This is a genomic window from Chitinibacter sp. S2-10 (assembly GCF_046530675.1).
Taxonomy (GTDB): Bacteria; Pseudomonadota; Gammaproteobacteria; order Burkholderiales; family Chitinibacteraceae; genus Chitinibacter.
On sequence record NZ_CP172558.1, the window covers coordinates 2,344,120 to 2,358,446 of the forward strand.

Sequence of the window (14,327 nt, forward strand, 5' to 3'; positions counted from 1 at the left end):
ACTGAGGATGCGTTCACTAACCCTCTGTATTTTGGTTTTGGCTTTGAGTGCTTGCAATACGATGTCGGGCATTGGTAAAGACATTCAAAAAGGTGGCGAAGCCATCGAAAAGGCAGCGAAATGAAACCTTTTGTGCAATTAGATGGTTTGGTCTGCGCGATGGATCGCGCTAACGTTGATACGGATGCGATCATCCCAAAGCAGTTTTTGAAATCGATCAAGCGCTCGGGTTTTGGTCCGAATCTGTTTGACGAATGGCGTTATCTCGATCAGGGCGAGCCAGGCATGGATAACAGCCAGCGCCCGCTCAACCCGGATTTCGAACTGAATTTGCCACGCAATCAGGGTGCGCAAGTGCTATTGGCGCGCGATAACTTCGGTTGCGGTAGCTCGCGTGAGCATGCACCGTGGGCGATTGAAGATTTCGGCTTCCGTGCGTTGATTGCCCCCAGCTTTGCCGATATTTTCTTTAATAACTGCTTCAAAAATGGCTTGTTGCCGATTGTGCAGCCTGCTGCAGTGGTTGACCAGTTGTTTAATGAGGCCAAAGCAGAAGGCTATCGCCTGAACATTGATCTGGCGTCGCAAACCATCACGACGCCGAGTGGTCAGGTTTTCTCGTTTGATATTACCGAACACCGTAAGCACTGCCTGCTCAATGGTTTGGACGAAATCGGCCTGACGTTGGCACACCGCGATGAAATTGCTGCTTTTGAAGCAAAACGCCGTGTCGAGCAACCGTGGTTGTTTGCAAAATAATTAATTGAGCCCCTTTTTGAATAAATTGGGGCTCATTTTTTAGGCTTTATCAATATTATGACCAGAATTTTATCGTATCCTTTTACGGTCGAATTCATATTTTGGAAAGTAAACCAATGATCCTGCATAAATTCAAAAATCAAAGCGATCTAGATCGTGCCGCAGCAGACTTGATTATTTCTATGGTGCGCTCAAAGCCCAATGCCGTTTTGGGGATGGCGACAGGCGGCACGCCAGTCGGTCTGTACAAAGAAATCGTGAAAACGCATCAAGCGGGTTTGGTGAGTTTTGCGCACGCAAAAACGTTCAATCTGGACGAATACGTCGGCCTGCCGATCACGCATCAGGAAAGCTACCGCAATTTTATGCAGCGCAATCTGTTTGATCATATCGACATCAAACGTGAAAATACGCACGTACCTGATGGTAATGCCGCTGACGTTGACGCTGAATGCCGCAATTACGACAAAATGATGTTCGAGCAAGGTCCGGTTGATTTGCAATTGCTCGGTATTGGCGGCAATGGCCATATCGGTTTTAACGAGCCGGACGAGCACTTGTCTCGCGGTACTTACAAAGTAACCTTGAAACAAGAAACCCGCGAAGCCAACAAACGTTTCTTCAACCACATCGACGAAGTGCCAACGCACGCGGTGACGATGGGCATGGGAACCATCATGCAGGCCAAAGCCATTTTGCTGGTCGTAAAAGGCGCTGAAAAAGCAGCGATCCTGGACGCGACACTGAACGGCCCGATCACGACGCAAGTGCCTGCCTCATTGCTGCAAACGCACCCGCGCGTCATTGTGATGACCGATTGCGATGTCGATTACAAAGTATCGTTCTAAGCGAACGTGCTGAGTCAAAAAGAGGGGCTTGCCCCTCTTTTTCTACGTTTGCTTGCTGCAAAATAATTGTACTCACTTGGAGTTTTGTTTGTGGGTATTGCTCTAGGAGTCATCATCTAATTGATGCGCAGAGCTATACCTATAGTGAGTAATTGCAATCCATCTTTAATCCGATAAAAACCACGAGATAAACATGAAAGTATTGATTTTGCCCGGCGATGGCATTGGCCCAGAAATTGTTGCTCAAGCTAAAAAAGTGCTCGAAGTATTAAAAAATGACGGTTTAGCTTTGGAGTTGCAAGAAGCCCCATTGGGCGGTGCAGCTTACGATCAATACGGCGCACCATATCCCGAATTCACGCAAAAACTTGCGCGCGAAGCTGATGCGATCCTGCTCGGTGCCGTTGGCGGCCCGCAATACGACAAACTTGATCGTCCACTACGCCCAGAGCGCGGCCTGCTGGCGATTCGTAAAGATCTGAACCTGTTTGCCAATCTGCGTCCGGCGATTCTGTATCCGGAACTCGCTAATGCGTCGACGCTGAAACCGGAAGTCGTTTCGGGTCTGGACATCCTGATCGTTCGCGAGCTGACTGGCGACATCTATTTCGGTCAGCCACGCGGTATTCGTACTAACGAAGCCGGTGAGCGCGAAGGCTTTAACACCATGCTGTACGCCGAGAGTGAAATCCGCCGTATCGGTCACGTGGCTTTCCAGGCAGCGCAAAAACGCGGCAAAAAACTGTGCTCGGTGGATAAAGCCAACGTGCTGGAAACGACTGAATTCTGGAAAGAAATCATGACCGATCTGGCCAAGGAATATCCGGACGTCGAATTGAGCCACATGCTCGTTGATAATGCCGCGATGCAATTGGTTAAAGCGCCGAAGCAATTCGACGTCGTCGTGACCGGCAATATTTTCGGCGACATCCTGTCTGACGAAGCATCGATGCTGACCGGCTCAATCGGCATGCTGCCAAGCGCTTCGCTCGACGCGAACAATAAAGGTCTGTACGAACCTAGCCACGGTTCAGCGCCGGATATCGCAGGTAAAGACGTGGCGAACCCATTGGCGACGATTTTGTCAGTCGCAATGATGCTGCGTTACACCTTCAATAACGAAGCCGCTGCACAGCGCGTTGAAAATGCCGTCAAGAAAGTGCTGGCGCAAGGCCTGCGTACTGCCGACATTTATGAAGCAGGCACGACCAAAGTCGGCTGCTCGGCGATGGGCGATGCGGTGGTTGCGGCTTTATAAAATTGGGTTGACCATTTAGTCCTTTAAAAGAGTCCTTCGGGACTCTTTTTTATTGGGGTGAACGATGAGCTGCTAATATCCAGATATCGAGAATCGCGTATGCATTGGGGCTTTATCATGAACCGAAAATGGGCTGGTTCTCTTATTATTGCCGCAATGATGGGCTGCGCTCATGCCGAGCAAATTACGCTCACCCTACAAGAATATCCGCCCTATATGGGTGAAAAACTGCCATATCAAGGCCTGTTGACGCGCATCGTTGTCGCCGCATTTAATCAGCAAAAGATCGACGTGAATCTGCTTCCTGTGCCCAATCGCCGTGCAATTGATGGTGTTCGAATCGGGATTTATCAAGGTGGATTTGGGTGGGCAAAAAATCCGGAACGCGAGAAAGACTTGCTGTTTACCGATCCGGTTTTGTCTTTAAGTATGGTGTTTTGCCAGAAAAAAGGCCGCGACATTGTCTGGCGTAAGCTCGAAGACCTTGCGCCCTATAAGATCGGCATTACCAGCGGCAATTTTTATTCAACCGAATTTGATCAATTGAGCAAAACGGGCGTGCTTCAGGTCGATACCAGCTATAGCGATGTGAGCAATTTTAAAAAACTCAATGCCGGGTATATCGACTTATTGCCAATCGACATCGAAGTCGGCCCTTATCTGATCGCCAAACATCTGACGGCAGCCGAGCGCGAAAAAATCGTTTGTCAGAATCAATCGTACTGGACTGCACCGCTGCATGTGGTGTTTAACCGTAAAAACCCGAATGCACCGCGTTGGGTCAAAAGTTTCAACCAAGGTTTACAGGCTTTGACCGACAGTGGGCAGCTGCCCAGTCTGATCGAAACAAGCCGGCGCGAAATCAATCAAGGCAAATAGCCCCTCCTCGTGATCGAAGCGCGACGCTCGTTTTATCGCCCATTCCCGAGTAAAATGCCCACTTCGCCGCAGCTAGATCAGCTGCGGCGCTTGTTTTTATTGATACCTGGAGTGAGTATATGTCTAAAGCCATTTCTGTTGCGCTAGTTGGTGCAGATACCCCCGCAGCACAAACGTTGCTGGATGTATTGGGCGAATTGCCTATTGCTTTAGATTCGCTCTATCCCTTGTCGGATGACGAAGATGCTGGCACGGTTGAATTGCGCGAGCATGTCTTGCCAGTGGTCGATGTTGAACTATTTGACTGGAAATCGGTTGATGCTGCCGTTTTTGTCGGCGCGCCCGAGCTGGCGGCCAAATATGCTGCGCTGGCTGCACAAGCCAATGTTGCCGTGATTGATCTGACTGGCGCGACCAAAAGCAAAGTCGGCAAGCCGCAGGCTGGCCAGATCGTCAGCTTGCCGCATGTGCTGACTTCGATGATTTCCGCATCACTGGCGGCATTCAAAACACTGAGTGACCTTGATTTTGCCGCAGCAACGGCGATGGTGTCGGTGTCGGAAGACGGCAAGTCAGCGATTGAAGCGCTGTCGATGCAAACCCGCCAATTGTTCGCACAGCAGGACGTCGAGCTGGCGGGCTATCCGAAACGGCTCGCTTTCAACATTCTGCCAACGGCGCAACGCGGTGAAGAAGAACGGATTTATTCCGAACTTTCTGCCGCCGGTCATGCGATCAATAGCCTGACCGTGAGCCGTGTTCCGGTCTTTTTTGGCCATGCCGTCAGTTTGGCCGTGCAGTTTGCAAAGCCGCAAACCCGAGAAAGCGTTGAAGCCGCCTTGAGTGCCGCACCAGCTTTGTATTACTTGCAAGGTAGCGGCGCGGCAGGGATCGCGACGCCGCAAGACGCGATTGGTGGCGACAAGGTTTGGGTCAATCAATTGCAATTGTCGGAAGACGGCAAGAGCGCGACGGTCTGGCTCGTCGCCGATAATGCGCGCCTGCCTGCGCGCGCAGCGGCGCTGTTGCTGGCGCTGGTTTAAAAGCATACGCACTGAAAGGATATCGCGTTTCCTTGTGCGGGAAATGAATATCCTTGCGATTTTTTCAAGACCTTTGTCCGGACAGACAAAGGTCTTGTTTTATATGGGCTGTTGAAAAAATTATTGTGCTCTGGTTTGCCAGTTGGTATGCCATTGCTGAATCTGATCTGCTGGCATGGGTCTGGCTACGCCATAACCTTGTGCATAGCGGCAACCCAGACTACGCAGGAGTACGCCATGTTCCATGGTTTCAACGCCTTCGGCGATGACTTGTAAATTAAACACTGCAGCCAGTTTGATTACACTTTCTACGATGCCTAAATCATCTGCATCAATCAGCATATCTCTGACGAAGCTTTGGTCAATTTTCAAGGCGTCAATTGGTAGCTTGCGTAAATAGGTCAGTGACGAATAGCCGGTGCCAAAATCATCGAGTGCAATTTTGACGCCTAAGTCACGGCAGCGATTTAAAATTTCAACTGCTTGAGTCATGTCTTCAATTGCGGCAGATTCGAGAATTTCCAATTCCAAAAATGATTTGGGCAAATCAGGGTAGGGAACAAAACTTTGCTCAAGTTGCTCGTAAAAATCAGGCTTAAGCAGATGATTGGCGCAAATATTGACACTGACTTTGAACGCCATACCTGAAAGGTGCCATTCGGATGCTTGTGCAATGGCCGATTGAATGACCCATTGTCCAAACACCGCTTCGAGCTCATTGCCGTGCATATCAGGCAAAAATTCCTGCGGGGGCAATACTCCTTTCTCGGGGTGCTGCCAGCGAATCAGTGCTTCAACACCAATGACGGCATCATTAGACAGATCCACTTTGGGCTGATAATAGAGAACGAATTGCTCATCCTGCAGCGATTCTTGCAGCACTTTCATGAATTGTCGGTGCGTCTGGGCTTTGCGATCACCTTCGGGGTCAAATAATTGATAGCGATTTTTCCCCGATTCTTTGGCAAAGCACATGGCCTGATCGGCATGACGTAATAAGGTGTCAGGATCAACATTATCATCAGGATAGAGGCTGAGCCCGATACTTGCCGTGACCTGGAGCGAGATATGATCAATTAGTACGGGCTGATTAATCGCGAACAAAATCCGATCCAGAATCTGTGTGCATTTATCTGTGACATTGATTTCTGAAAAAATCAGTACAAACTCATCGCCGCCGAGGCGGGCAATGGTGTCCTCCGCGCGTAATATCTCCTGCAAACGTTCCGTAATGGTAATAAGCAGCCGGTCGCCCACGGCATGACCATATTGATCATTAATTGCTTTGAAGCCATCCAGATCCAGAAAACACACTGCACATAATGTATTGCTGCGGGCTGAACGTAAAATGGCCTGATTCAGGCGATCCGCCAGCAGCAGACGATTGGGGACGCCGGTGAGCGGATCATAATGTGCGACCCGATCCAGCTCGGCTTCATGTGCTTTGATCATGCTGATGTCGGAGAAAATTCCGACATAATGCTGTATCTGGCCCACTACATCGCGCATGACGGAAATGGATAATAGCTCTGGATAGACTTCTCCATTTTTACGTCGATTCCAAATTTCTCCTCGCCAGAAATCATTTTTTTCAATTGACGCCCATAACTCACGATAGAACTGCGGATCATGCTGGTTTGACGAAAGTATCCGGGGATTTTGTCCTAAAATTTCTTGAGCGCTGTAACCGGTGATGCGAGTGAATGCTGTGTTGACTTTGGTAATGACCTTGTTCGGACTGACCAGCATAATGCCTTCATCGCTGCCATCGAAGACGATGGCAGCTTCACTTCGTGCCAATTCCAGTAATTTGTGCTCGGTAATATCGGTATGCGTGCCGGACATCATCAAGGCTTGTCCGTTATTATCCCTGTCCACGACACGGCCTCGCGACAATATCCAGCGCCATTCTCCTGCTTTGGTTTTGAGGCGCATTTCAAGTTCATGCAATGGCGCTTGACCTGCCAGATGCTGATCGATTGAAATCATCGCCAGTTTCAAATCGTCCGGATGGACTAAATTGGGCCAGTTTTCGGTCGAAACATCGAGCTCGCCCGGCTGGTAGCCGAGCATGGTTTCAAAACGGGCACTGACTTGGAATTCATCGGTTTGCAGATTCCAATCCCAGTAGCCTTGATCTGAGCCTTCAAGTACGCGTTCCAATTGCTGCTCACGCTGGGTGAGTGCAAGTTCGGCCTGTTTTTTGTCGGTAATGTCGGACAAAGTGCCGACAATGCGTACAGGCTTGCCACTTTCATCACGTATAACGGCCTGTCCGCGTGCTTGCAACCAGCGAATTTCAGCATTTGGCATCAGTACACGGCAATCAAACTCGATCTTATGCGACGCACCACTCAGATGGGTTTCTATTGTATTGCGGGCATGAGGTCGATCTTCAGGGCAGATGTGATCAAGGAAAAAAGCCAGATCGTGGGTGTCATCATCGGCGCTTAAGCCGATGACTTCGTAATATTTATTTGAGCGGTAGATATAGCCACTCCGGTAATCCCAATCCCAGAACCCATCGCTGGTCGCATCAATGACCAGCTGTAATTGTTGCTGGCTTTTTTGTAATTGTAACTCCAATTGCTTATGTACCGAGATATCCTGCACGGTGCCGCTAAGACGGGTAATCTGACCATGACAGTCGCGATGAGCTTCTCCTCGTGCCGAGATCCAGCGAACCTTTTCGTCTAGGCGGATTAATTCGGCGGTGCACTCGTAGGGCTGACCATCTCTAAGGCATTGTTCGATTGCCGCAGTCAGTGCCTCCCAGCTCGATTGGCTAAAATATTGCTGCACTTCGGGATAGTCCAGTGGCGGCAATTGCGGATCACGATTGTAGATTCGATAAACCTGCTCGGACCAGCGGTGCTGGCCTGTGCTTAGATCCCATTCCCAACTTCCGATGCCAGCCAGCTGCTGCGCCAGTTTGAGGGCGGTTTCATTTTCCTGAAGAATGATCTGGTTTTTCTTTTGTTCCGTGATATTACGGGAAATGCCAAACAGGCCATTAACCTGACCGGAATGATCAAACGTAGGGCCTTTGGTAACCAGAAAAAACAGCGATTCGCCCCCAAGGATATTGAGATGTTCCTCGTGCGTTTGCACCTTGCCGATTTGCATGATTTGGCGGTCTTTATCAACCAGATCTTGCGCTGAATCTTGATCAAATAATTCAAAATCGGTACACCCCAGAATCTCGCTCGGGGTTTTATGTACAAATGCTGCCGCTGCCTGATTGATGAATAAATAGCGCCCCTGCAAGTCTTTGACAAATATGGCATCGGAGGTGCCTGATGCCACCGACTCAAGGAGCTGTTGATTGATTTGCACGCGGCGGATTGATTTGCGAAGCAGTGCGCTCAGGATGCTGATGGCTAAACCGTTGATAATCAGAAAGGCCCAGCGTAGCAGGAGAGAAGGGGAGGAAAATACTGAATAAAAATTAGGATGGAAACTGAGGATAATTCCGGTCGCCGCGATGAATGTTGATAGTAAACCGGGCCAGAAGCCACCCAGCAAGGCACTCAGGATGATCGGAAAGATGAGCAATATCATCTTGGGTTCATTGTCAGTTCCTAGTGCAAATTTTTGATGAAAAATAAGCATTGAAATAGTGAGCGCAATGGCAAGCGCATAATTAATCCACGCGGGATATTGATGTTTGATCGAGCCAGATACCATTGAATCTAAGAAGGTGACGCCAGTCGCCACGTCTGGGCTGGGTACATTTTTGAGTAAAACAAAAAAGAGTGCAGCAGTGGTCAGGACAAAAAACACGCCTTTAACGGTTGATATATAAGTGATGGCGTTGATATCCACCCACATTGCTAATAGATTGTCCGATAGAAATATCCAAGCTAAGGCGAAAAAAATATAGCTAATGACCGCAGTGAGAATGAAGCGGTCACGGGCGTTCTTGTTAGGCATTCAATCGCTTCCTCATGGATTTGCACGGTAGCATCGGATTAATTCGCGGCAGGCTGTTTTGCGTTTTTACTGCTGAGCCACGGTTAGCTTACATGACTTATGTAAGTATATGCTGATTGAATATTAAATAGCATGTCAATCTCGCGAAACACTTATAAGGGCAGCGCCTTGATCTAAGCAGTTCGGCTGGAACGCCGCTTGCTTGCAAGCAAAGCGATGATGCATTTCTTCATAATATATCCCTTAGCTGCAAAAAAAAGCCCCTGCAATCATATGTTTGCAGGGGCTGATTCTGACTCGAAATCTGATACGGGAACAGATCTAATAACTGGATCTAAATGCTATGACATTCGAGGGTATATCCCGCTCCGCCATCCAGGCCAAGATGTTTGACCAGATACGGCATCAGGGTATTGAGGTCTTTTTCCAGCGTCCACGGTGGATTGAAAACAAACATCCCCGAGCCGTGCATGCCAAAGCCGTCGGCGCTTGGCGTTTGTACCGTCAGACTGACGTGCAGCCATCCCTTGGCCGGAATCTTTTTTAATTTATCGAGCATTTCCTTGACTTCAACTCGCGCGAGCTGCGGATACCAGATCGCATAAACGCCGGTCGCAAAGCGTTCGAGTGCCTGCTTCATCGTGTCAACGACGCGAACGTAATCGTGTTTGTCTTCAAACGGCGGGTCGATCAGCATCAGCGAGCGGCGTGGCGGTGGCGGCAAAACGCCTTTGATGCTGGCAAAGCCGTCAGCATGAATCACCTGCGCACGTTTGCCGGCCGAGGCGAAATTATCAGCCAGCAGCTTGGCGTCACTAGTGTGCAATTCAAACAAGCGCAATTTATCGTCAAAGCGCTGCAGGGCTTGTGCAACAAACGGCGAGCCGGGATAAAACATCAAATGATCCTGGCCTGCATTGAGCGTTTTGACGATCTGGACGTATTTTTTCAGCGCTTCGGGCAGATCGTTACGTTGCCAGATGCGCGCGATGCCGGTTTCAAACTCGGCATTTTTGGTCGCGTAACCCTCAGTCAGCGAATACACGCCAGCGCCAGCGTGCGTATCGATATACCACCACGGTTTTTCTTTCTGGTTCAGATAATCAAGCAACAAAACTTCAACGGCGTGCTTGAGGACATCGGCATGATTGCCGGCGTGAAAGGCGTGGCGGTAACTGAGCATGGTGGTTGGCGGTATCCGGACAACAATCCGCCATTGTACCGCCAGCGGCGTGGCTTGGCAGCGCCAAACCGCACTTATCAGGCCTTGCCCTCGCTAATCGCATCGTTCCAGTAATTGATATTGCTCTCGGTAATCGCATGAAATTCGCTGATCAGCTGTTGCAGCGCCTGCTCTTCGATGGCTTGCAAATCGGCTGTCAGATAAATCAGCTGATCCCGCAAAGCTTTCAGGCGCAAGTGGATCGCATTGTTGCGCATCCAGTATTCCTCGATATTTAAAAAACTGGCGATGCTGCCGAGCAAGGTCACCAGCGCGCCCAAAACCAGCGCAATATTTTTGGCATATGGCTGCAGAGCGACCAGATCTAGCCCCAGCACGATGGTTGACGCTGCGGCCAGTGTCAGAATGGAAAACTTTAGCGTATAGGTAATGAGCTTGAGTTGCCGACTTTTTCGGTTGCTGTATTGCTGGAATTTCAGGATTTTGCTGAGCAAAAACCGCACCCGGGTATCAGGGTGCTGTTGCCGGATAAGCTGGGTAATTTCGTGATCCATGATGCTGCGCAGACTAGGGAAAACACCTAGCATAACAGCAGCCAGTGATGGCTCGCCGTTGACCAGTGCTGCCGTCGTTCCGATGCAACGCCATAGGCGACTCATTCGAGTCGCCTTTTTTAAGTTTTCAAATCACTGATAACTCAACTCGCCTGCCTTGCCCCAGAACACCCGATATGAATAAATCGTGTAGCCAATAATCGTCGGTAGCACGATGGCGGCACCGATGGCCATGATGAGCAGCGCTTCGGGGCTGCTGGCAGCTTGCCAGATCGTCAGTTGATCGATGACCAGATGCGGAAAAATACTGAACACCAGGCCAAAGAAAGACAGCAGTACGATGCCGACGGTGGCGGCGAATGGAATCCAGCAGTAATTGTCGTTGCCATTGCGCTGGCGTTGCGCCAATTTCGGCAATGAATACGCGATCACGCCAAACAGCGCGGTGCTCATCAGTGGCACCGGCGCGAGCAGGAAGACATTTGGCAGCGAAAACCACAGCGCAAAAACGCGCGGGCTGATCCACGGCGTGGCAATTGACACCAACACCGCTGCCAGCGCGGCAAAACCCAAGCTACCTTGCGCCCAGCGCACCGCGCGTTGCTGCAATTCACCGGTCGATTTCATCATCAGCCAGCCTGCGCCGAGCAGTGCGTAGGCAGCGGCCAGACTCGCGCCGACCAGCAGCGCAAAGCTCCACGCGCCCCAGCCCGGCGCAAAACCGGTGATATAACGGCCAAGCATCACGCCTTGCGAAACCGCTGCGAGCAGTGATCCGGCAAAAAACAGCTTATTCCACAGCGGCTGGTGATGCGCGCGCGCTTTGACGCGAAAATCAAAAGCCACGCCGCGCAGGATCAGCCCCAGCAGCATCAGCGCAACGGGCAAATACAGCGCGCCCAGAATAATGCCGTGCGCCAGCGGAAAAGCAACGAGTAGCAATCCGACGCCAAGTACCAGCCACGTTTCATTGGCATCCCAGAACGGGCCTATCGCCGCGATCATTTTATCTTTCTGTTGGGTATTGCTCTCCAGCTCAAGCAATATGCCGACGCCAAGGTCATACCCGTCAAGAACGACATAGGCGAACATCGCAATAATCATCATCGCGGCAAACAGCACCGGCAGCCAGTAATTGAGATCCATCATGAACTCCTTGTTTCACAGCCCGTTCGTCTTGGGCGAGATTCCAACTTGGAAAAATTATATCTATCGCAGAATCCTGCATTTGTTCCCCCCTTCATTGACCCCACAAGTGGGCAAACGAGGGGGGTAGGGGGATTTCTGCAATATCCAAGCAGCTTTTGTCGCCCAAACAGTGCCAAATCCCCCCTAGCCCCCCTTTTTCAAAGGGGGGAATGGCTAGCTGATTTCGGTTTGCGTCGCTTTTTTAGCCAGATAAAAAACCACCGAGATATACGAGGCCAGCAGGAAAAAATACAGCGCCAGATACATCAGCAGCGTGCTTAAAATCATACCGACGGGGACGTTCGATGCTGCGTCTTTGGTGAGTAAAACGCCTTGCACCAGCCACGGCTGGCGGCCGATTTCGGTGACGTACCAGCCGGCGACGGTCGCCACCCAGCCAGCGAAGGTCATCGCAATCAATAGCTTACCCACCAGCGGGCTTAAAGTATTTTTGCGATGTATCTGCCAGCAGCCCAGCCAGCTAGCGAGCAGCATCAATATACCCACTCCCACCATCACGCGGAAAGACCAGAATACTTTGGACACCGGCGGGTGCTCGTTAAACTCGTTCAGGCCTTTGATCTCGCCGTCCAGTTCGTGCGTCAGAATCAGGCTGGCGACTTTGGGAATGCCAATCGCGTAGTCGTTCGTCCGCGTTTCGGCGTTCGGCAGCGCAAACAGCATCAATGGCGCGCCGCGCTCGGTGTGCCAGACGCCTTCAACGGCGGCGATTTTGGCGGGCTGGTGCTGCAGCGTATTCAGTCCATGCGCGTCGCCGACGACAATCTGCAGCGGAATCAGCACTGCCGCCAGCGTAATCCCGGTTTTCAGCGCCGCCTGCACACCAGCCTGGCGCTGGCCTTTGAGCCATTGAAACGCCGAAACGCCAGCGATCAAGAAAGCGACGGTCAAGCCCGAAGCGAGCAGCATATGCGTCAGCCGATACGGCATCGACGGGTTGAAAATGACTTCCAGCCAGTTGGTGACATGCGCCTGACCATTAATCATCACAAAGCCAGCCGGTGTTTGCATCCACGAGTTCAGCGCGATAATCCAGAACGCCGACAGCGTCGTTCCGCCAGCGACCAGCACGGTGGCCAGCGTGTGCATGCGGTTGCTGACCTTTTTCTGGCCGAACAACATAATCCCCAGAAAAGTCGCTTCGAGAAAAAACGCCGTCAGCACTTCATACGCCAGCAGCGGCCCGGCGATATTGCCGACTGTTTTCATATAGCCGGGCCAGTTGGTGCCGAATTGAAAACTCATCGTAATGCCGGAAACGACGCCGAGCGCAAAGGTGAGCGCAAAAATTTTGACCCAGAAACCATACGCCGCCATCCATTTCGCATCGCCGGTTTTATTAAACCGCAGCTTGAAAAACAGCAGCACCCAGCCCATCGCGATGCTGATCGTTGGAAACAGAATATGGAAAGTGATATTGGCGGCAAACTGGATGCGCGCAAGCACAATCGGGTCGAGCAGGGCGGTGGAGTCGGGCAACATGGTTATTCCTCTTTGGCGTCTTTCTGGGATTCTTTCTGAGTCTCATTACTGCCATTGCTGCCGATGAAGGGCAGTTTTTGCGTAAACAGCAAAAATTTCTGTACCTGCGCGCCGAGTTTCATCAGCTTTTGCAGTGTTTCAACGTCGAGATTCTGGATATCGCTAAACCAGCTCGTGACCAGATCAATCAGCGCGTGCATTTCGGCCATGCGCGCTTGCGCGTGGCGTTCGGCGTCGTTGGCTGGCGTTTCCATCAGCGCGCCGCGCAGCATCGTCAATGTCGGCTCGACTTCGCGTTTTTTGCGCTCTTCGGCCAGCGTCTGGAAAATCGACCAAACATCTTCGGGCGTTGAGTAGTACTCGCGCCGATCACCCGGAAAATGCTGCAACTTCACCAGCCGCCACGATTCGAGCTCTTTCAAACCCATGCTGACGTTCGAGCGCGAAAAGCCCAAAGCTTCGGCCATTTCATCGGCGTTCAGCGGTTTTTCGCTGACAAACAGCAGCGCGTAAATCTGGCCGACGGTGCGATTAATGCCCCAGCGGCTGCCCATTTCGCCAAAGTGCAGCACGAAAGATTGAATCAAAGGAGTGAGGTTCATGAATGTTTTGAATTTTCAGTAAATTGTGAAATTTGATCTGGATCATATTCTTACATCTCTTGAACGGCAATAGTTGGGAGGGATTGTATTTAGCTATAAAGTCGATTGAAAAAAACTAATTGATTTGGCTTTGTCATATTCAAGTCAGGTAGGGCTGAGGGCTTTACGCTACAATGCGCGCCAGCAAAGGTGAGGCGGTTCGGGGTTCTGACAGAACTCTGGCTGCCTTTAAACGGGAAACAGGTGAAATGCCTGTACTGCCCCTGCAACGGTAAAACAGTGTGAATCGGTCTGGCGTTTGAATACGCAGCCACTGTCGCGACGGCGCAATGCCCGCAATGGGAAGGTGATTGATTAAGTCTGTTGAGTCCGGATACCGGCCTTGCGTGCTAGCGATTCATCATCATCGCAGGCACACCCGCACGGCAGGGTGACCGTGGCGACAGGTTTTGCCTACTGTTGTTTGAAGTCTCCTGCCGATTTTTTAATGCAATAAGTAATTAAGCCAAAATTTTCACACAAGGCGTAAAGCCGCAGACAGTACCAAGGTACGGCAAGGCGAAGCAACGCAGTGTGG

At 50.8% G+C, this 14,327-nt stretch carries 12 protein-coding genes and 1 riboswitch; of the genes, 6 read left to right on the top strand and 6 right to left on the bottom strand.

The window, feature by feature from the left end; translation table 11 throughout:
- The first annotated feature begins 7 nt into the window (after positions 1 to 7).
- From ACG2XO_RS11015 to ACG2XO_RS11040, 6 genes are all read left to right on the top strand, one after another.
- Positions 8 to 124 carry an entericidin A/B family lipoprotein gene (locus ACG2XO_RS11015; protein ID WP_410498035.1) on the top strand — a complete coding sequence of 39 codons (117 nt, stop codon included), beginning with the start codon at positions 8 to 10 and terminating at the stop codon, positions 122 to 124.
- A complete protein-coding gene (gene leuD, locus ACG2XO_RS11020; protein WP_410498036.1) occupies positions 121 to 759 on the top strand; it encodes a 3-isopropylmalate dehydratase small subunit in 639 nt (212 codons plus the stop codon). Before ACG2XO_RS11015 ends, leuD begins: the two co-directional genes overlap by 4 nt.
- Before the next feature lie 116 nt (positions 760 to 875).
- Positions 876 to 1,607 (top strand): glucosamine-6-phosphate deaminase, encoded by a 732-nt coding sequence (gene nagB / locus ACG2XO_RS11025; protein WP_410498037.1) that lies wholly within the window; start codon positions 876 to 878, stop codon positions 1,605 to 1,607.
- 193 nt (positions 1,608 to 1,800) lie between these two features.
- Positions 1,801 to 2,865: a 3-isopropylmalate dehydrogenase gene (gene leuB, locus ACG2XO_RS11030; protein WP_410498038.1), complete on the top strand. Its 1,065-nt coding sequence runs from the start codon at positions 1,801 to 1,803 to the stop codon at positions 2,863 to 2,865.
- Positions 2,866 to 2,982: 117 nt separating this feature from the next.
- Complete coding sequence (locus ACG2XO_RS11035; protein WP_410498039.1) at positions 2,983 to 3,744, top strand: substrate-binding periplasmic protein; 762 nt, start codon at positions 2,983 to 2,985, stop codon at positions 3,742 to 3,744.
- Between the two features lie 119 nt (positions 3,745 to 3,863).
- Entirely contained in the window at positions 3,864 to 4,787 is a 924-nt protein-coding gene (locus ACG2XO_RS11040; RefSeq protein WP_410498040.1) for an Asd/ArgC dimerization domain-containing protein, read from the top strand.
- Between the two features lie 120 nt (positions 4,788 to 4,907).
- Here the strand turns inward: ACG2XO_RS11040 and ACG2XO_RS11045 are convergent, their stop codons facing one another.
- From ACG2XO_RS11045 to ACG2XO_RS11070, 6 genes are all read right to left on the bottom strand, one after another.
- Positions 4,908 to 8,720 carry an EAL domain-containing protein gene (locus ACG2XO_RS11045; protein WP_410498041.1) on the bottom strand — a complete coding sequence of 1,271 codons (3,813 nt, stop codon included), beginning with the start codon at positions 8,718 to 8,720 and terminating at the stop codon, positions 4,908 to 4,910.
- A 334-nt stretch (positions 8,721 to 9,054) separates the two neighbouring features.
- Positions 9,055 to 9,903: a 23S rRNA (adenine(2030)-N(6))-methyltransferase RlmJ gene (locus ACG2XO_RS11050; protein ID WP_410498042.1), complete on the bottom strand. Its 849-nt coding sequence runs from the start codon at positions 9,901 to 9,903 to the stop codon at positions 9,055 to 9,057.
- 77 nt (positions 9,904 to 9,980) lie between these two features.
- The gene (locus tag ACG2XO_RS11055) at positions 9,981 to 10,562 is read right to left on the bottom strand and encodes a DUF4231 domain-containing protein (RefSeq protein ID WP_410498043.1); all 582 of its coding nucleotides are present in this window, start codon (positions 10,560 to 10,562) and stop codon (positions 9,981 to 9,983) included.
- A gap of 27 nt (positions 10,563 to 10,589) precedes the next feature.
- Positions 10,590 to 11,606, bottom strand: coding sequence for a cytochrome d ubiquinol oxidase subunit II (locus ACG2XO_RS11060; protein WP_410498044.1), 1,017 nt, complete (start codon positions 11,604 to 11,606; stop codon positions 10,590 to 10,592).
- A gap of 213 nt (positions 11,607 to 11,819) precedes the next feature.
- Complete coding sequence (locus tag ACG2XO_RS11065; protein WP_410498045.1) at positions 11,820 to 13,148, bottom strand: cytochrome ubiquinol oxidase subunit I; 1,329 nt, start codon at positions 13,146 to 13,148, stop codon at positions 11,820 to 11,822.
- Positions 13,149 to 13,150: 2 nt separating this feature from the next.
- Positions 13,151 to 13,750: a GbsR/MarR family transcriptional regulator gene (locus ACG2XO_RS11070; RefSeq protein ID WP_410498046.1), complete on the bottom strand. Its 600-nt coding sequence runs from the start codon at positions 13,748 to 13,750 to the stop codon at positions 13,151 to 13,153.
- 185 nt (positions 13,751 to 13,935) lie between these two features.
- A riboswitch (cobalamin riboswitch) is annotated at positions 13,936 to 14,150 on the top strand.
- Positions 14,151 to 14,327: the final 177 nt, after the last annotated feature.